Source organism: Nostoc piscinale CENA21 (assembly GCF_001298445.1).
Taxonomy (GTDB): Bacteria; Cyanobacteriota; Cyanobacteriia; order Cyanobacteriales; family Nostocaceae; genus Nostoc_B; species Nostoc_B piscinale_A.
In genome coordinates this window covers 5,762,312-5,780,726 of record NZ_CP012036.1, presented here as the reverse complement: position 1 = coordinate 5,780,726, position 18,415 = coordinate 5,762,312, and the positions used below count along the sequence as shown (strand labels likewise).

16 protein-coding genes and 4 pseudogenes are annotated in these 18,415 nt (G+C 46.5%); 15 read left to right on the top strand and 5 right to left on the bottom strand.

Annotated elements, in window-relative coordinates; translation table 11 throughout:
* Positions 1-90 precede the first annotated feature (90 nt).
* Positions 91-993, top strand: a complete 903-nt coding sequence (locus tag ACX27_RS24735; RefSeq protein WP_062296319.1) for a YfdX family protein — start codon at positions 91-93, stop codon at positions 991-993.
* A gap of 396 nt (positions 994-1,389) precedes the next feature.
* On the top strand, positions 1,390-2,448 hold the full coding sequence (locus tag ACX27_RS24730) for a YfdX family protein (RefSeq protein WP_418006457.1): 1,059 nt from the start codon (positions 1,390-1,392) through the stop codon (positions 2,446-2,448).
* On the opposite strand, the gene ACX27_RS31980 is transcribed toward ACX27_RS24730, so the two are convergent.
* Positions 2,438-2,659, bottom strand: coding sequence for a hypothetical protein (locus ACX27_RS31980; protein ID WP_144427525.1), 222 nt, complete (start codon positions 2,657-2,659; stop codon positions 2,438-2,440). The two genes, ACX27_RS24730 and ACX27_RS31980, sit on opposite strands and share 11 nt — an antisense overlap.
* Before the next feature lie 111 nt (positions 2,660-2,770).
* Here ACX27_RS31980 and ACX27_RS24725 point away from each other — a divergent pair.
* The 13 genes and pseudogenes from ACX27_RS24725 to ACX27_RS24675 all read left to right on the top strand — a co-directional run bounded on the left by ACX27_RS24725 (position 2,771) and on the right by ACX27_RS24675 (position 14,653).
* Positions 2,771-3,779: pseudogene (locus ACX27_RS24725) on the top strand (DnaJ C-terminal domain-containing protein).
* Complete coding sequence (locus ACX27_RS24720) at positions 3,776-4,093, top strand: chaperone modulator CbpM (RefSeq protein ID WP_062296317.1); 318 nt, start codon at positions 3,776-3,778, stop codon at positions 4,091-4,093. The pseudogene ACX27_RS24725 and the gene ACX27_RS24720 overlap by 4 nt, the downstream one beginning before the upstream one ends.
* A gap of 44 nt (positions 4,094-4,137) precedes the next feature.
* Positions 4,138-6,761, top strand: a pseudogene (clpB, locus tag ACX27_RS24715) (ATP-dependent chaperone ClpB).
* A 105-nt stretch (positions 6,762-6,866) separates the two neighbouring features.
* Positions 6,867-7,427 (top strand): HdeD family acid-resistance protein, encoded by a 561-nt coding sequence (locus tag ACX27_RS24710; protein ID WP_062296315.1) that lies wholly within the window; start codon positions 6,867-6,869, stop codon positions 7,425-7,427.
* A 186-nt stretch (positions 7,428-7,613) separates the two neighbouring features.
* Positions 7,614-8,168, top strand: a complete 555-nt coding sequence (locus ACX27_RS24705) for a general stress protein (RefSeq protein WP_011316772.1) — start codon at positions 7,614-7,616, stop codon at positions 8,166-8,168.
* 192 nt (positions 8,169-8,360) lie between these two features.
* Positions 8,361-8,609: pseudogene (locus ACX27_RS24700) on the top strand (transposase); the annotation flags it as partial.
* Positions 8,610-8,619: 10 nt separating this feature from the next.
* The gene (locus ACX27_RS24695; protein ID WP_199313121.1) at positions 8,620-9,570 is read left to right on the top strand and encodes a 2Fe-2S iron-sulfur cluster-binding protein; all 951 of its coding nucleotides are present in this window, start codon (positions 8,620-8,622) and stop codon (positions 9,568-9,570) included.
* Positions 9,557-10,549, top strand: a complete 993-nt coding sequence (locus ACX27_RS24690) for an FAD binding domain-containing protein (protein WP_011316775.1) — start codon at positions 9,557-9,559, stop codon at positions 10,547-10,549. Before ACX27_RS24695 ends, ACX27_RS24690 begins: the two co-directional genes overlap by 14 nt.
* An 18-nt stretch (positions 10,550-10,567) precedes the next feature.
* Positions 10,568-12,352, top strand: coding sequence for a xanthine dehydrogenase family protein molybdopterin-binding subunit (locus ACX27_RS24685; RefSeq protein ID WP_250635677.1), 1,785 nt, complete (start codon positions 10,568-10,570; stop codon positions 12,350-12,352).
* Positions 12,352-12,858, top strand: coding sequence for a xanthine dehydrogenase family protein molybdopterin-binding subunit (locus ACX27_RS34695; RefSeq protein ID WP_250635676.1), 507 nt, complete (start codon positions 12,352-12,354; stop codon positions 12,856-12,858). The genes ACX27_RS24685 and ACX27_RS34695 overlap by 1 nt, the downstream gene beginning before the upstream one ends.
* A 57-nt stretch (positions 12,859-12,915) precedes the next feature.
* Complete coding sequence (locus tag ACX27_RS34340; protein ID WP_235526358.1) at positions 12,916-13,212, top strand: XdhC family protein; 297 nt, start codon at positions 12,916-12,918, stop codon at positions 13,210-13,212.
* Positions 13,206-14,078, top strand: coding sequence for an XdhC family protein (locus ACX27_RS24680; RefSeq protein ID WP_235526357.1), 873 nt, complete (start codon positions 13,206-13,208; stop codon positions 14,076-14,078). The genes ACX27_RS34340 and ACX27_RS24680 overlap by 7 nt, the downstream gene beginning before the upstream one ends.
* Positions 14,057-14,653 (top strand): nucleotidyltransferase family protein, encoded by a 597-nt coding sequence (locus tag ACX27_RS24675; protein ID WP_041457394.1) that lies wholly within the window; start codon positions 14,057-14,059, stop codon positions 14,651-14,653. Before ACX27_RS24680 ends, ACX27_RS24675 begins: the two co-directional genes overlap by 22 nt.
* 307 nt (positions 14,654-14,960) lie before the next feature.
* Here the strand turns inward: ACX27_RS24675 and ACX27_RS24670 are convergent, their stop codons facing one another.
* The 4 genes and pseudogenes from ACX27_RS24670 to ACX27_RS24660 all read right to left on the bottom strand — a co-directional run bounded on the left by ACX27_RS24670 (position 14,961) and on the right by ACX27_RS24660 (position 18,319).
* Positions 14,961-15,644, bottom strand: a complete 684-nt coding sequence (locus ACX27_RS24670) for a ParB/RepB/Spo0J family partition protein (RefSeq protein ID WP_235526356.1) — start codon at positions 15,642-15,644, stop codon at positions 14,961-14,963.
* Complete coding sequence (locus ACX27_RS34335; protein WP_235526355.1) at positions 15,616-15,948, bottom strand: ParB N-terminal domain-containing protein; 333 nt, start codon at positions 15,946-15,948, stop codon at positions 15,616-15,618. The genes ACX27_RS24670 and ACX27_RS34335 overlap by 29 nt, the downstream gene beginning before the upstream one ends.
* A gap of 84 nt (positions 15,949-16,032) precedes the next feature.
* Positions 16,033-17,316: an RNA-guided endonuclease IscB gene (iscB, locus tag ACX27_RS24665; protein WP_011316780.1), complete on the bottom strand. Its 1,284-nt coding sequence runs from the start codon at positions 17,314-17,316 to the stop codon at positions 16,033-16,035.
* Positions 17,317-17,523: 207 nt separating this feature from the next.
* Positions 17,524-18,319, bottom strand: a pseudogene (locus ACX27_RS24660) (ParA family protein).
* Between the last annotated feature and the right edge of the window lie 96 nt (positions 18,320-18,415).

Below are 18,415 nucleotides of genomic sequence, written 5' to 3'. Positions count from 1 at the left end.
GGCTTAGAAGTAGATCGAACAATTGTTTGATCGCGATGAAAAAAACACCTATTCCAAACCCAAAACAAATTAACAAACAAGGAGAAGATTATGAACTCTACGACATTGAATCAGCCCAATCCTCAATCTCAGCAGGAGATTGAACAGGAGAGGCAAAAGGCAACGAATGAGGCTCAAAGTTCCCTAGATCAGGACGCAATCGCCGCGCTCGAAGAAACTCGCAATGCAATCAACGCCATTGACCAGGGAAATACTCAAGAAGCACTTCAAGCTCTGGAACGGGCAACTGGAAAACTTGATATTCTCCTGGCACGCTACCCTGAACTGGCTCTGGTTCCTGTGTCAACTCAGATAACCATTATCGATCTTGCCCCTCGGGATTTTGATTTGATTGAGCCAATTCGCGATGAAGCTAAGAGGGCTGTGAATGAGGAAGATTTTCCGACTGGGCGTGCACTGTTGCACAACCTAGTGAGCGAGATTCGCACATCAACCGTCAATCTGCCACTTGAGACGTATCCTGATGCCATGAAGGAGTCCGCCCGATTGTTGCATCAAGGGAGAAACGATGAAGCCAGAGCGGTAATGCAACTGGCACTCTCAACTCTGGTGGTGACAGAACAATCTCGACCCATTCCACTGATTAATGCCCTTACTGAACTAGCTGCTGCAATGGCTTTAGCCGCTCAGGGACAGGATCAACAGAATCAGGACCAGCAAAATCGGGACCAAGTACTGCGGTTGCTGGAAGATGCTCGCACCCAACTCAAGCTGGCGAGAGAACTGGGCTATGCTAGACGCGATCCCGAGTACAAAGAACTTGACCGGGCAATCAGAGACATTGAGCGGCAAATCAGGGCAAAGGAGAAAACAGAAAGTCCATTTGCCAAACTCCGGGAAAAGTTCTTTAGTTTCTTCAACCGGGTGTCCAGAGTCAACAGACCATCTCATGAAAGTCAGCAAACCCAAAGTCAGCAAACAGCTAATGCTTGATTGGGTTTAAACCTATCAAGGTGAGGGTTAGCCATGCTGTAACCCCGATCAACAGTGGCAACTTGCAAAACACCGATTTGGATAAGGTTTCCAAATCGGCAACAATTCTCTACAGCACGCTTGTGACCAAAGAAAGGGTATAAGGGTGTGGGGGTGTGGGGGAGCCACTGCGGTGGTGTTAGCGTAGCGGTAGCGACGCAGGAGCGTCGGCAGTCCGGTCTTGGGGGTTCTCCCCCAATCCCCACTTCGTGGGGGCCCCGAGTCCCCCAGAAGGAACTGCTGAAAGGGTTTCCCGGCATAAAGCACCTGGCGTCGGGTTAAGCGCGTTGTAGCGACTGGCATCAAGTGGCGTTGTAGGGGAAAACCTGAATAATCCTTAGACCCAAAAAGGTACAGATGTTTGATCGCGACGAAAAAGGCATCTATCCCAGGCGCAAAGCAAGTTTACAAACCAGGAGAATGATCGTGAACCAATATCACAGATTCTTTAGAAGGCTGCAAGTCCTGTTAGTGGGTATTCTTTTCTCCACGCTTTTATTCATCGCTCCCGTTCATGCAGTTAGCTCTGCTGCGGTATCTCCTGAAAGATTGAATCAGCTTGATACTAGTCTTCAGCAGGAGATTGAAAAGGAGAGGCAACAGGCAACAGCTGAGGCTGAAAGTAAACTGGATCGAGAAGCGATCGCCGCAATTGAAGAAACTAAAAAAGCGATCGCTGCCATTGAGCGGGGAAAGACTCAAGAAGCAATTGCTGCCCTAGAACGAGCAACTGGAAAAATTGACATTCTAGTAGCACAATACCCTAAACTAGCTCTAATTCCGATGGCGGCTCAGGTAGCGATCGTCGATTTTGCCCCTCAGGATTTTAATTTGGTTGACCGAATTCGCAAACAAGTTAAGTCTGCTGTAAATGCAGAAGATTTTCCGGCGGCTCGCGAACTGTTGAACAACTTGATGAGCGAGATTCGCACAGCAATCGTCAATCTGCCATTAGAGAGATATCCAGATGCTACCAAGCAGGCAGCTCGGTTGTTGAACGAAGGCAAAATTGATGAAGCCAAAGGCGTGCTGCAACTTGCGCTCTCAACTTTAGTGGTCACAGAACAAGCTCGACCCCTGCCGCTAATCAAAGCCCATACCGATCTAGTGACTGCGGTTACTTTAGCACAGAAGGATCGCGACGCAGCACAGAGGTTGCTAGAAGATGCTCGTGCCCAACTCAAGTTAGCTCAAGAACTAGGATATGCCAGAGGCGATCGCGAGTATGCAGCATTTGACAAAGCAATTCAAAATCTAGAGCGGCAAGTTAAGGCACGTGAGAACACAGCAGGCGCATTTGCCAAGCTTCAAGAACAATTCTCTAGTTTCTTCAACCGAGTATCCGAAGTCGTTAAACCAGATGATTCCTCAAATAGGGCAGAAGCCAGAAATGAAAGGGAAAAGGTTAAAGGGTAAAGGGAAATGGCACTAAGAAAAGCGTAAATCCTTGGTATTCCTGGCTTTTGGGTGTGGGGTGTAGGGTGTGGGGAATTAAGAAGATGTTGAACTCCTTGACGCAGTTGCATTCAATTATCTGAAACACTACACCCAACACTCTACCCCCAACACCCTGCCCTGACAAGGTTTCACCTTTTCTTCGTGCCATTCGGGTAAAGGGTAAAGGCATAATAAATTACATTAATATTACTTTCTTGCCCTTTTCCCCTTACCCTTTCCCCCTTACCCCTCATCTTCCTCATGCCCCTGCCCCCCATCGCGTTAATCTCAAGAGGTGCTGATGGTTGCAGCAACCGATTTCAAAGATTATTACCAAATTCTCGGTGTCAGTAAGAACGCCACTCCGGAGGATATCAAAAAAGCCTATCGGAAATTGGCACGGAAATATCACCCGGACTTAAATCCTAACGATAAGCAAGCCGAAGCGCGGTTCAAAGAAATTAACGAAGCTAATGAAGTGCTGTCTGACCCAGAAAAACGCCAGAAGTATGACCAGTATGGTCAGTACTGGCAACAGGCTGCGGCGGGTACACCTCCACCCAGAGGGGCGGGTACACAAGGTTATGATTTTAGCCAGTATGGCAACTTTAATGATTTCATTGATGAATTGCTGGGAGGGTTAGGTCGCAGTGGCGGTCGTACAAGGCAGCGCACAGCTAATTATCGCACTACAACAAGACCAGAAGGATTCCGGGGATACGCCGACTTTGGCTATGGAGAAGACCCTTTCGTCCGCTTCACTGATGTTCCCGCACAGGATACAGAAGCGGCGATCGCTCTCACTTTTTCTGAAGCGTTTCACGGTACACAGAAGCGGCTACAAATTGATGGAGAAACTATCACTGTTCGCATTCCGCCGGGAGTAAAATCGGGAAGCCGCATTCGAGTCAAAGGCAAAGGACAGATGAGTCCTTTTAACCAGCAACGCGCTGATTTGTATCTGACAATTGAATTATTGCCCCATCCTTTCTTCAAATTTGAGGGCGACAATCTTGCTTGCGAAGTACCTGTCAGCCCAGAGGAAGCTGTACTTGGCGCACAAATAGATGTTCCTACGCCCGATGGCAAGGTAACGATGACGATTCCGGCCGGTGTGGATTCCGGCCAAGCACTCCGACTACGTGGCAAGGGCTGGGCGCGATCCAAAAGGTAATCGTACCGCTTTGATCGTGCGGTTAAAAATTGTGACACCCAAAGATTTGAGTCCCCAAGAAAGAGAGTGCTATGAAAAATTGCGGCAGGTCAGTAGTTTTAATTCCCGTCAAGGCTTAACGGAGGTGCGGTTATGAGTTCTAACCTGAGTTTGTCTTGCGTGGTGTGGTCAGAAACAGGCGATCGCCTCTATAGTTTCGAGCAAGCCGCCTACCTCACCCAAACCTCGGTTTTATTACTAGAACGATTTGTCCGCCTGGGACTAATTGAACCTGTAGGAATCATGCTGCGCCGACAGGATATCTTTCGCGTTGTGCAGATTCAAAGGTTGCACCGCGATCTGAACTTGAATTGGGTCGGAGCAGCAATGGTGCTAGATATGGTAACTGAAATTGACCAACTCAAGGCGCAACTGCGTGCCTACCGTGCTGAATTAAAAATTCGTAATTAAGAGCGTTAACAAAATAATTTATTTCTCAGCTAAGGGGCACGATTATGCAACCAACCAATCCCGAGCAATTTACCGAAAAAGCCTGGGAAGCCCTTGTTCGTACTCCCGAAATTGCCAAGCAGTTTCAGCATCAGCAGATTGAGAGCGAACATTTGATGCTAGCGCTACTGGAACAGGAAGGACTCGCCAGTTCTATTTTCAACAAAGCCGGGGTAAATGTTCAAAAACTACACGAGCGCACTATCGACTTCATCAACCGTCAGCCCAAAGTATCGGGGGCTAGCAGTGGTTCGGTATACATCGGACACAGTTTAGAGAGGCTGCTCGATCGCGCCGAACAATACCGCAAAGAGTTTGGTGATGAATATATTTCTATTGAACATTTAATACTTGCCTTTGCCAAAGACGATCGCTTTGGTAAAGGGTTGTTTCAAGAATTTGGACTGGATGAAAAAAAAACTCCGCAACATCATTCAACAGATTCGAGGGAGTCAAAAAAGTGACAGATCAAAACCCAGAAGTTAAATATGAAGCGCTAGAAAAATACGGACGCAATTTAACCCAATTGGCACGTGAAGGCATACTCGACCCAGTGATTGGACGAGATGAAGAAATTCGCCGCACGATTCAAATCCTTTCTCGTCGGACTAAAAATAATCCCGTGCTGATTGGTGAACCCGGTGTCGGTAAAACAGCAATTGTAGAAGGATTAGCGCAGCGCATTGTCAGTGGTGATGTCCCGGAATCATTGCGCGATCGCAAACTAATAGCTTTAGACATGGGTGCGTTAATTGCCGGAGCCAAATACCGGGGAGAATTTGAAGAACGCCTGAAAGCTGTCTTAAAAGAAATCCAAGAAGCACAGGGACAAATCGTCTTGTTTATTGACGAAATTCACACTGTAGTTGGTGCGGGTACAACGCAAGGATCGATGGATGCTAGCAACTTGCTCAAGCCGATGCTCGCTCGCGGCGAACTGCGCTGTATTGGTGCCACCACGCTAGATGAATACCGCAAGTACATTGAAAAAGATGCGGCTTTGGAACGTCGTTTTCAGCAGGTGTATGTCGATCAGCCCAGTGTGGAAGATACCATCTCAATTCTGCGCGGTTTGAAAGAGCGCTACGAGTTACACCACGGTGTGAAGATTTCTGATAGTGCGTTAGTTGCAGCAGCTACTCTGTCTGCGAGATATATTAGCGATCGCTTCCTACCCGACAAAGCTATTGATTTGGTGGATGAAGCTGCGGCTAAACTAAAAATGGAAATTACTTCCAAACCAGAAGAATTAGACGAAATTGATCGCAAAATTCTGCAACTGGAAATGGAGCGGCTGTCACTGCAAAAAGAAACAGACAGTGCTTCCAGAGAGCGTTTAGAACGGCTGGAGAGAGAACTTGCAGAGTTAAAAGAACGCCAAGATGCCCTCAATGCTCAATGGCAAGCAGAGAAGCAAATCATCGATCGCATTCGCCAAATTAGACAAGAGATTGAGCGTGTCAACGTAGAAATTCAGCAAGCCGAACGCGATTACGACCTCAACCGGGCAGCAGAACTGAAATACAGCAAACTCACTGAGCTGCAACGACAACTAGAAGAAGCCGAAGCGCGACTAGCTCAAATCCAGACTAGCGGTAAATCTCTGTTGCGCGAAGAAGTCACCGAAGCTGACATTGACGAAATTATCTCCAAGTGGACGGGTATTCCGGTGAGCAGACTGGTTGAATCGGAAATGCAAAAACTTTTGCATCTGGAAGAAGAGCTACATAAACGTGTGATTGGTCAGGACGAAGCTGTAAGAGCTGTTGCTGATGCAATTCAACGTTCCCGTGCTGGGTTGGCAGACCCGAATCGTCCCATTGCTAGCTTTATTTTCTTAGGCCCGACCGGGGTGGGAAAAACAGAACTGGCAAAAGCTTTAGCGGTATATCTGTTTGATACCGAAGATGCACTGGTGCGGATCGATATGTCCGAATACATGGAGAAACACACTGTTGCCCGTCTCATCGGTGCGCCTCCAGGTTACGTGGGCTATGAAGAAGGCGGACAACTCACCGAAGCGATTCGCCGCCGACCTTATTCTGTAATTCTGTTTGACGAAATTGAGAAAGCTCATCCTGATGTATTCAACGTCCTGCTGCAAATCCTGGATGATGGTCGCCTAACTGATTCTCAGGGACGCACAGTAGATTTTAAAAATACGATCGCGATTATGACCAGCAATATTGGTTCAATATACATTTTGGATGTGGCAGGAGACGATAGCAAGTACGAACAAATGCGCGATCGCGTCATGGAAGCAGTGCGAGAAAGTTTCCGCCCCGAATTCCTCAACCGCATTGATGAAATCATTATCTTCCATAGCTTGCGGAAGGACGAGTTGCGCGAAATTGTCAAACTACAAGTGCAGCGTTTAGAGGAGCGACTGCGCGAGCGTAAACTCTCGCTCAAAATCTCCGACGAGGCTCTCAATTGGATTGTTCAGGTCGGTTATGACCCAGTTTACGGTGCTCGTCCCCTGAAGCGGGCGATTCAGCGAGAACTAGAAACTCCGATTGCCAAAGCGATTCTACGCGGCGAGTTCCACGAAGGCGACACAATCTACGTCCATGTGGAACACGAACGACTGGTGTTGAAGCGCTTATCACCTGAACTGGTCAATGCTTAGAGGGGGCAGAGGAGTACAAGGGAGAGATAACTCTTGGAAAGACTTGGGTTAATCGCGTCTCTCTTTCAAAATTTAACAACATATCAAAACATTTTTTGAAAAGCTATGACTTCTGAAGATTTTAGAGAAACCAGAACAAATTCAGCATTGCCAATTGTCTTAGGTGTTTTGATGATTCTGCTGGGAATTGCAGCGATCGCAGAACCATTTATTGCCACTATTGCCATCACAATCGTATTCTCCTGGACTTTAATTATTGCTGGCATCGTCCGAATTGTTCATGCATTTCAATCACGTCACAAACGAGGCTTCTGGACAACACTAGTAGTTGGTGTTCTATACGTAATTGGTGGGATTCTGCTGCTTAGCAACATCTTTGGTGCTGCGCTCTCTCTCACCTTAGCTTTTGGATTGATCATTTTTATTGAGGGTGTATTGGAGGTGATTGCAGCATTTCAAATGCGTCGAGATCCAAACTGGGGTTGGGTACTATTTAGCGGGATCATGGCTATTATTCTAGGGATTTTGATTCTAGCTCAATGGCCTGTCAGCACAGTTTGGGTATTGGGAGTATTTGTAGGGATTAATTTTTTGTTGACGGGTGTTTGGATGATCATGCTTTCATTAGCTTCTCGTAGTCTTCCTGACCATAGGGCAAGAGTTTAAAGCAGTTATCAGTTATCAAAGTTTGAGTTGGGGTCTAAATCTCCAACTCAAACGTAGCACGCAATAGTGGTGAGGAACTTTGACTCCCAACTGAAAAACAGTTTACTGTTAACTATTTACTAATTTGTTGAAATAACTTTCGGTTTTATTGGTGAGCTAGTGCTGCCTCACTGAAATAAGGATAATATGATTACAACAGATAACAAGCACGCTGTTGGAGTATTTACTAACCGTAAAGCAGTGGAGCAATCAGTTAATGAATTGAAAGCCTCAAGCTTTCCAATGGAAAAAGTTGCGATTTTTGCAAAATTTGCAGATCGCATAAATCCTATTGGCGAAGTATCAGTCAGTTCGCGTATCAACAATCAAAGTGTAGATACAACTGGAGCAGTTGGTGACGCTTTAACTGCAAGTTTTTGGGGAAGCGTATTAGTTGGTCTTAGCAGTTTGGTACTTCCTGGCGGTATTGGAGTAATAATTGCAGTCGGTTCGGTTGGAACAGCATTCATTATCAGTGTAGCGGGTGTTGCAGTTAGTACTATAGCCACAAATCATTTAGTAAAGGTGCTAGCTAGTTTAGGTATTCCTGAAGACCGAGCTAGACGTTATTGCGATCGCATCCAGTGCTGTGAATATTTACTAGTACTAAAAGGCAAAGATGAGGAGATTCAAAATGCTGAAGTCATTTTGAAGAAGCATGATATTAACTATTGGGGTATCTATGAGCTACCACAGGTTTAAATAAGCCTTCTTGGGTGGCCGCCGAGATACGGATACCGTTGGCGAAATATTGCTTAACAAAAAAACGGTGGATTTACCGTGTATCACTTGGAGAAGATAGATATCCCTTTCCGTGTATTACACGGGAGAAAAAAATTAAGTTAGCTGCTTCAATAATCAATAAACCAGAAGGAATACCTGTGGAGGCATTATATGTGCTTACATCCCGAAGAACTTCCTCCTATTCCTGATGAAACGGTACGTGTAGCCAAAGCCGCGTTCCCCAAAGGTAATTTATATATGCGACTGCGTGATGAACTTGGAGTCTTTTATAAGGATGAAGATTTCGCATCACTGTATCCACAACGGGGTCAGCCAGCGCAAGCACCTTGGCGGTTGGCGATGATACTGGTGATGCAATATCTAGAGAATTTATCTGATAGACAAGCAACTCTTGCAGTGTAAGGGCGGATTGAGCAAAGGTGCTTCTGCGCCTTTGGTGGGTGCAGACCGTGAGAAGAGTCGGCGCGAAAAACAAACACTTGTCCAGGGCTTGTTCGAGAATGTTGCAAGGAGAATCATGGACGACAATCAAGAACGACAAGACTTCGATCTAACCGAAAGCGATGAGCAACTCAGCGCGGACGAAAAAACACTACTCGACGAACTCGGTATTGTCGGTGCTGCTCGCCGAAAATTCTTGGAGCAAAACATGGCTGCGGCACTCGGCACCTTCGCCTTCCACCTGCTGGCTAAAGAGGAGGTCTTTGCCACGCTCGCCGCTTCGCCCGACGCAGTGTTCGCTTCGACCGCTGGGGTGGAAAACGCCGTTAAGGTCTTGTTGAAAATCAACGGCTCTACTCAACGCCTGGAAGTGGATTCGCGCACGGTGCTGCTCGATGCCCTACGCGAAAGACTTGGATTGACCGGCACCAAAAAAGGGTGCGATCAAGGACAGTGCGGTGCTTGTACAGTGATCGTTGACGGACGCCGCGTGCTTTCGTGTCTGACACTTGCCGCGAGCTGCGAGGGAAAAGAGGTGACGACTATCGAAGGGCTGGCTGACGCCGACAATCTTCATCCGATGCAGGCGGCGTTCATCAAACACGACGGCTTCCAGTGCGGCTACTGCACGCCGGGGCAGATATGTTCGGCAGTGGCGCTTTTGCAGGAAGCCAAAAACGGCGACGTGAGTCACGTCACTAACAATTTGCGGACGAGTCCCCAGAATTTAGAACTCTCTGATGAAGAAATCAGAGAACGCATGAGCGGCAACATTTGCCGTTGCGGCGCTTATCCAGGAATCGTTGCGGCAATCAAAGAAGTTCATTCCGGGCGCGAAACAGCCCAGACCAGGCATTTTGCAAGCGATGAAGAAATTGCCATTGCATTCAATGAGGGCAAAGCCGATGAAATCGTTTAAATATTCTAGCGCAACCGACGCAGCAAGCGCCGTTGGCACCGTTTCCGCTAATCAAACGGCACAGTTTCTCGCAGGCGGGACAAATTTGATTGATTTGATGAAAGAATACGTCGAGCGTCCCAGCGAACTTGTTGACATCTTAGGTTTGAATCTGGCGGAAATTCGATCGACCTCGAACGGAATTTCTATCGGCGCGTTAGCCAAAAATACTGATACGGCTAACCATGCGCTCGTCCGGCAAAATTACCCGCTTCTGTCAATGGCGATTTTAGCTGGTGCCACCGTACAGCTTCGCAATATGGCGACCAACGGGGGAAATTTAATGCAGCGCACCCGTTGCCAGTATTTTTACGACATCGCTATGCCGTGTAACAAACGCGAGCCTGGCAGCGGATGCGGAGCGCTTCAGGGACTCAATCGCATTCATGCCATTTTTGGCTACAGCGATAAATGCGTGGCAACTTACCCAGGCGATATGGCGAATGCGCTTTATGCGCTTGACGCGGTTGTGAAGGTTCGGGGCACGAACGGGCGAGAACGCACAATCCCGATCCAGGATTTTCATCGCTTGCCGGGCGACACGCCGGAAAAAGATAACAATCTTCAGCATGGGGAATTGATCGTTGCCATCGAAATGCCGAGGAATAACTTCGCCGACAAGTCTTATTACCTAAAAGTTCGCGATCGCACTTCATATGCTTTCGCACTGCTTGCCGTTGCTGCTGCTTTAGAAACAAGAGGCAACAACATCAAACAGGCACGCGTTGTTTTGGGAAGCGTCGCGCATAAACCTTGGCGTTCAGGCGAAGCGGAAAGAGTTTTGATCGGAAAACCAGCGACGGAAGAAACTTTTCGGGCTGCTGCCGAAGTGGCTTTCAAAGATGCGAAACCGCTTGAACATAACGGTTATAAAGTCGAACTCGGAAAACGCGCCATTGTTCTCGCTTTGCAGCGAGCGATGTCGGGCGGTGTTGCGTAAGTAGGGAGAATAAAAGAAATGGCAAGATACATCGGAAAAGAAATGAGCCGCGTAGACGGCATCGCCAAAGTGACGGGCAAGGCAAAATACGCCGCAGAATTTCAGGTTTCCAATCTCGCTTACGGTTTTATCGTGCTGGGAACCGTAGCAAAGGGCACGATTAAATCAATCGACACGGGTGAGGCTGAACGCGCTGCGGGCGTAATTCGTGTCTTCACGCACCTGAACACACCAAAGCTCGATCCGAAGTTTTCTATGGTGCAGGCTCCGTCGCGCGCTACCGATGAGCAAGACAAGTCGTTTCGGGCGCTCCAGTCCGACAAAATCTTCTTCAATATGCAGCCTGTGGCACTCGTCGTTGCTGAGACATACGAGCAGGCGCGTTATGCGGCACGTCTGGTCAAAGTCTCCTACAACACAGAGCCGCACACGACCGACACCGAGGCGGTGCGAGCGATCGCGCGCGTCCCCACCCAAGCGCCGCCTCTAAAGCCGCGCGGTAATCCCGAAGAGACGATGCGTACAGCGGCGATTGAGACTCAGCCGTTAGTTGTTGAACATACTTTAACGCGCGGTAATCCGGAAGAGACGATGCGTACAGCGGCTGTGAAGGTAGAGGCCGAGTACCGCATTCCTATCGAGCACCACAACCCTATAGAGCCGCACGCGGCCATCGCGGTCTGGCAAGGCGACAAGCTCACGATCTTCGACAAGACGCAGGGGGTCTATGGCGTGCGTGCACATTTGGCTTCGAGCTTCGGCGTGCCTGAGGAAAACGTGAGCGTGCTTTCACCCTTCGTCGGCGGGGCTTTCGGATCGTCGCTGCGCCCGAACTATTATCCGGCGCTGACAGCGATGGCGGCCCGGGAACTCAAACGCCCAGTCAAGGTCGTTTATACGCGCACACAAATGTTCACTGGCCACGGCTATCGTCCGTACACGATTCAGAAGGTCGCGCTCGGCGCAGAGCGATCGGGAAAGCTCTCCACGATGATTCATGAAGTCGTACACAACACCTCCAACATCGAGGAGTTCTCAGACGAAACCACACTTTTCACGCGCCAGGTCTACGCCTGCCCGAACCTCTACGCGCCGCTGAAGATTACCAACACTGACCTCCCCACCCCGACCTGGATGCGTGCACCGGGGGCCGTTAGCGGTATGTTTGCGCTCGAATGCGCGATGGACGAGCTGGCCTACGCGCTCAAGATCGACCCGCTCGAACTACGGCTGATCAACTACGCCGAAGTAGACCCCGAGAGCGGCAAGCCATTTTCGAGTAAGGCGTTGCGGGAGTGCTATCGGCTCGGCGCGGAAAAATTCGGTTGGAAGAAGCGCCAGTTTGAGCCGCGCTCAATGCGCGACGGACGCCTACTCGTCGGTTGGGGTATGGCAACCGGCGTCTGGGGCGCTTTCCAGATGCCTGCTGCCGCCCTCATCACGCTGCGGGTGGATGGCACGGCGCAAGTTGCTAGTGCGACCAGTGACATCGGCCCCGGCACCTACACCGTGATGACCATGATCGCTGCTGAGTATCTGGGGCTGAAGTTGGAGCAGGTGAAATTTGAACTCGGCGACACGAAGTTCCCTCGCTCACCGTCGCAGGGGGGATCTTGGACGACGGCGAGCGTCGGCTCGGCCGTGCGCGGCGCGGCTCTGGCCATCGGCACGAAGTTGCTCGCACTCGCAAACCAGGAACCGAATTCTCCGCTCAAGGGGGCAGCCGCCGCCGATGTCGAGATGCTCGACGGGAGACTGCGACTAAAAGCGACCCGTCGCGTTTCGTCAATATCTCTGGAGTGATGAAGCGTAATGGTCTCACCGCAATCACGGAAACATTCGAGTCGCGTCCCTCAGAGGAGCGCGAGAAGTATGCGACGTTGGCGCACGGCGCGCAGTTCATTGAAGTGAAGGTCGATCCAGATGTGGGGACTGTCCACGTTACGCGGGCCATTGAAGTGACTGCCAGCGGCAAGATCATGAATCCGAAGGCCTCGCACAGCCAGGAAGTTGGCGGCGTTGTCTGGGGCATCGGCATGGCACTGCAAGAGGCGACTGAAATCGACCATCGTTACGGGCGGATCATGAACCCGAATTTGCAGCACTACCATGTGCCGGTTAATGCCGATATCTTGGAGATCGAAACGATCTTTGTTGAGGAGGACGATAAAATCGTCAATCCGCTCGGTGTTAAAGGCATGGGCGAACTCGGTATGGTCGGAATTCCGGCAGCGATCGCCAATGCGGTTTTTCACGCGACCGGCAAGCGAATCAGAGATTTGCCCATCACGCCTGACAAACTCTTGTAGAATTTGCTGCCGCAAATTTAGCGCTATTACATAGTTTCGTAAGTGAGCAATAACTATATGAACGAGTTACAGCATATCCTGCAAGCATTTGTACATACCCAAAAGTCAGCACAGCGTAGTGCTTTAGCAATGGTAGTACAAACAAGTGGCTCGGTTTATCGCCGACCAGGGGCGAGGATGTTACTGGTTGAAGATGGACAAATGATTAGTGCGATTAGCGGTGGCTGTTTGGAAGGTGATGTTTTTGAACGGGCGCAATCGCTGATGTTTGGCGGTGGTGAACCGATAGTAGTAAGATATGACACTACATCGGATGAAGACATTGTATTTGGCTTTGGGTTGGGKTGGTGGTGAGCGTTGTCGATGTTTTGATTGAATCTTTAGGTGATGAAACTGCTGCCAGCCAAATGTCTTTCATTCAAGATTGTTTGCAGTCTGGGCAAGTGGGAGCGATCGCTACTGTCTTTAAAATAGAGGGAGCGTCAGATATTACAGTTGGTTCTCGAATGATGCTGAAATCAGATGGCACTGTCATCAATCACGTTGCTAATATTTTCATTGCTCAAAAGATAGAAATAGACACTCACCAAGCACTGAGAAAAAAACAAACTTGCGTACAATCATATACTTTACCTCAAGGACGCGTTGATGTGTTGATTGAAGTAATTCATCCATTAGTACCACTGCTCGTATTTGGTTCTGGATATGATACGATTCCCGTGGTGCATTTGGCGAAACATCTGGGTTGGCACGTTACCGTAATTGACGATCGACCAGGGTATTTGAGGGGCGATCGCTTTCCTCAAGTTGACCAAATTCTCTGGTGCGAACTCAATGATTCCCACTCATACAAACATTTGCTGACACCGCAAACTGTAGCAGTTGTCATGACACACCGCTATCTAAGCGACCTAGCATTTCTCAAGACTCTGATTCCGTCCCAGGTGCGTTACCTGGGAGTGTTAGGCCCAAAACGCCGGATGCAAAAATTGTGGGATGATCTGTCTGAAGAAAATATCATTACCACATCTGCACAAGAACAACGAATTTATAACCCTGTAGGACTAGACATTGCTGCGGAAACACCCCAAGAAATCGCCCTGTCCATCGTGGCAGAAATTCAAGCTGTAATTGGCGGAGGTAGGGGTAGTTTCTTGCGCGATCGCCCAGGCTCGATCCACTCTCTCTTAGAGCAACCATGTCTAACATTGGCATTATAATTTTGGCAGCAGGCGCTTCTACAAGGCTTGGTCAGCCTAAACAGATCCTAGCTTACCAAGGTAAATCACTAATTCGACATATCACGGAAGCGGCGATTAATTCTCAGTGTCGGCCAGTTGTTGTTGTGTTGGGTGCTTACGTCGAAACTATTGAGCCGCATCTGAGAAATTTAGATATCCACATTGTTTATAATCAAAAATGGTCAACTGGTATGGCCAGTTCCATTCGATGTGGACTAAATGCTATTGAGGCGATCGCATCTGAGATTGAAGCGATCGTACTGATGTTATGCGATCAACCGTTTGTTTCCTCCGACCTGATTAATCAACTTGTTACAAGATATCAAGCTACAAATTCGATGATAGTTGCTTCGGAATACGCGGGTATCCTTGGTGTTCCTACTATATTTCACAAAACGTTATTTTCAGAACTAGCTCTTCTTCAGGATGATATCGGTGCTAGAAAAATCATTCGTCAGCATTATTCAAACTGTTCAAGCATTTATTTTGCTGAGGGAGTTATTGATGTAGATACTCTTGAGGATTATGAACAACTTCACAAGCATCATCGTTAACAAGTTAAGCTTTAGGGCTATTAGTCAATAAGCAAAAGTATGCAATAGACTAGCATGAATGCTCATACGACTGTAAGGGATGTAGTCAGAAGTGGGTAGTTGCCCCGGCATACATCTATGCCAAGCGGACAGTTAATGGTTAAGCGTTGAGTACTAGCCAACAACTAGTTTTGACCACACCCGTTTTCAAAAATACTATTAAATCGAGATTTTCACAGTTCTGATTATATTAGTCTTTATAGCTCAGTTAACATACTCTCTAACGATTACTTAATCTATAAGTTGACTTCTAGCCATCCAGTACCTTTTACAAAGAGTTCTCCGAGACTAGACTACCTTGCTGTAAAGAAGGATCATCTTTGTTTTCTTCTTCTAGAAGTGCTTCAATTTGAGCAAAAAGCTTATTAATTTTTTTTAGCTTTTTCTCATCATTCCAAATTTTACTTTTTCTAAGTGCTTTGTATATTTTGTCAGCTTTTTCTTTTTGCTCTTGGTTATGAGATGATGGCTTATTTTCTGACTGTTGCTGAAGAATATTTACTACTAGAATCCTAATTTCAGATAGTGATAAACCTTCTGCGATCGCTTTATTTAAAACTTTCTGTCTTTCATCATCATTTTTTATCCGGTTGATTTCCTTAGCTTTTGTGTATTCAATTTCGCCTTTTTGCAATGCAGTTTGGATATCCAAATGGAGTTTGAGTAAAGGAAGACGATTAGCTACAAATGACTGCCAAGTAATTTTTCCTAACTTCGAGAATACATCTTGTATGATTCGTCCTTCTTCACTAACCATAACGTTATGGTTAGAATTACCTTTGCTTTCATTATTCATGTCATAGAGCAGTTTGACCACTGTCTCTTGGTCAATATCGAGTTCTTCAGCTAGTAATTCGAGAATTCCGATAGTTTCCTCGTAAGCATTGAGGTCTTCCCTTTGGAGGTTTTCAACTAAGCGTAGTTTACGAGCTTTTTTTCTCGTCGCACTCAATAATGACTACGGGTATTTCCTCAAGTTTTGCTATTTCACAAGCTTTGAGACGGCGTTCACCAGCGACCAGTTCGTACTTGTCTTCCTGAATCTTTCTAACGACAATGGGTTCTAGTAACCCTACTTCCTTGATACTGTCAGCGAGTGATTTGAGTTTTATGGGGTCAAAATAGCGACGGGGCTGACTTGGCGGAAGGATAATTTGAGATAAAGGTAAAGTGGAATCAGATAAAGATTGTTCTTCTTCATCTCCAAATAAATTATCAAGTCCAGTAAGTTTTTCTAGTTCGCGTTTTTGGCTCATACAAAATCCTCGGTAAGCGGGAAACTCAGAGGCTTTAGCCCTGAGAGGGAAGCGACAGGAGCGAATTTATTCGCTGAGGTCTTTTTAACTTGAATAACTGTAACCATCTTTTTTGTGAATTGATTTACAGAACTTATAGTTTATTCCTTGAATCAATCCTCTCTGAGCAGAGATATTAAAGCTACCTGTAGAACGTACAGCTACACGTCCAATGTATTCACCAATTTTTTTTCCATTGGTGACAACAGCTTTAACAATATCACCTGTCTGAAAACCTTTGATAAATTTCAGTTTGGGAACATATCTATTAGGAAATCCAAATTTGTCAGTTCTACACATCTGCCTTGTTCCGTGCCCATTAGCGGTAATTAACAACGGTTTGATACCTTTGATAATTAATATTGGAGTTGATTGACCAACACAAGCAGCGTCTAACCAATGAGTTTTTTGTAATTGTTGATTAGTTCTATTGAACTTCGTTAATCCACCAGAACCGCACTCAACGGGTAAGTCAGTTGATTTTAAAACCTCTAGAAGTTTGTATCTAGTGGCATTGACTGCTGCTGCATCAGCTAATGGTTTCTTGGCTTGTGCCAAAATTTTCTGTAATCTAGTGGGATCTTTTTTGAGAAAGTCTTTAATATCTTTAGTCCCTTTTTTGACGTTACATTTTTCGCAACTCAAAGTAAGGTTAGTGATTGAATTAGAACCTCCCTTTGAGCGTGAGTGAATGTGTTCAATCTGTAAAGGTATATCTTTGATACCACAATAGGCGCATTGTCTGTTCCATTTTTCTAGAAGAAATTCTCTGGTTTCATATCCAGCTAACGTACCTTGTTGATATTCCTTACCTTCGATTTCAGGATTACGCATTAATTGCATATCAAACTTGACTAATTCGGTACTAATCGCTGTGATTGGTGCGAATTTGCGTAATCTGTTTACCCATGTTTCAACATTGTGAACCCGACTCATAAGGCTAGGAGCTAACCATCCTTCTGATCTAGTTCTGTTGAGAAATCTGGGTTTTCTGTATCGTGTTTTGCGATTCCTCCTAGTACGTCTTAGTTGCCTTCTGGAAATCAAAGCATCTCTGATAGCGAAGCCTCTATGCTTTAAATCAGCAGCAAAAACTACTTCACCTGTGGAATCATTGACTAATGCTATTCCCGTTATTTTAGCTCCAGGGTCTAGCTTAATTCTCAAGTCAGATACAGATGCATCTGCTCTAGATTCTTTCAGAATAATTGTGAAAGGAAAACGCCGAAATACTGCTGCTTTTTTGTTTCGTAATAACTGTCTAGCTTGCGCCGAATGAATTGGGTCTAAGGGTCTTTTTTCGGTATCTAAAACAAATACTTTGGACATTAGTCCCTCCTTGCGGGTAATGTTAGCTTCGTCAATGTTTTAAGAGCTTTTTACACTTGCAACACTGTTTCAGTGACTTTAAAACTGTTTAATTGCAAATGACAGAGCGGAAAACTAGCTTCGCATTCTCCGGTGTCGTGACTCAAAAAACGTAGTCAGTTAAGACTTAGACTGGTCAGTACAGCTTGCTTGATTTCTCTTACAAGCTCAGTGGCTTTGTCCCTGAGTTACTGACAGTTGAGTAATATATTTTGTAATTTCTTCGAGTATGCTAACTGCGGGGTGGTTTTTCTTGTGGAGTGCAAGTGGTAGATGTGCTTGGGTTGCGTCAGGAAAAGCTGTTGATTTAGGAATGGGGGCAGTAACGTGTATCCGTCCTTCAACCTGTTGTTTAATTTCTTCCAGTATTCCTGTGTCTTGAAGATTACGATTATCGTATTTGGTTGGAATTATACAGGCAATTTGTAATTTCTGGTGTCCTCCTTTTTTAAGTCGGGCAATTGTTTCTAGCAGTTGGTTGGTGCCAAGATAGCACTTATATTGCGTTTCAACAGGAATAATAACGTGTGAAGCGGCTACTAAGCTCATAATGCTTAGGATTCCTAGAGAAGGCGGGCAATCAATCAAAATATAATCATACTGGTCAAGTACATTTGATAGCACAAACTTGAGCCGTTGGCGGTTGTCGATGGTCAAGTCATGAAAAAATTTTTTGCTCCGTACCTGCCAATTGGATATTTGTTGGTACAAGGTGCATCCCGTGAATAGGTTTTTCCCATATATACAGGGGAGTTTCTTCAGCGATCGCACCATAGATAGTTTGTTCAGTTTGCAGCTTGACTTCCCCTAATCCCATAAAAGCTGTTAGTGATGCTTGTGGGTCCATATCCACAAGCAGTACACGGTGTTTTTTAGCAAGGTGGTATCCAAGATTGTGTGTAATAGTCGTCTTAGCTGCACCACCTGACTGATTGAAAGTGGCAATTATTTTGGTTGATGACATATATTAATGAAGCGATTTTGTGAACCCATGTCAGCGATTCTACCAAACAGTGGATTTTTATTTTGGATTTTTGAAAAAAAATAACGCTAGTTCAAA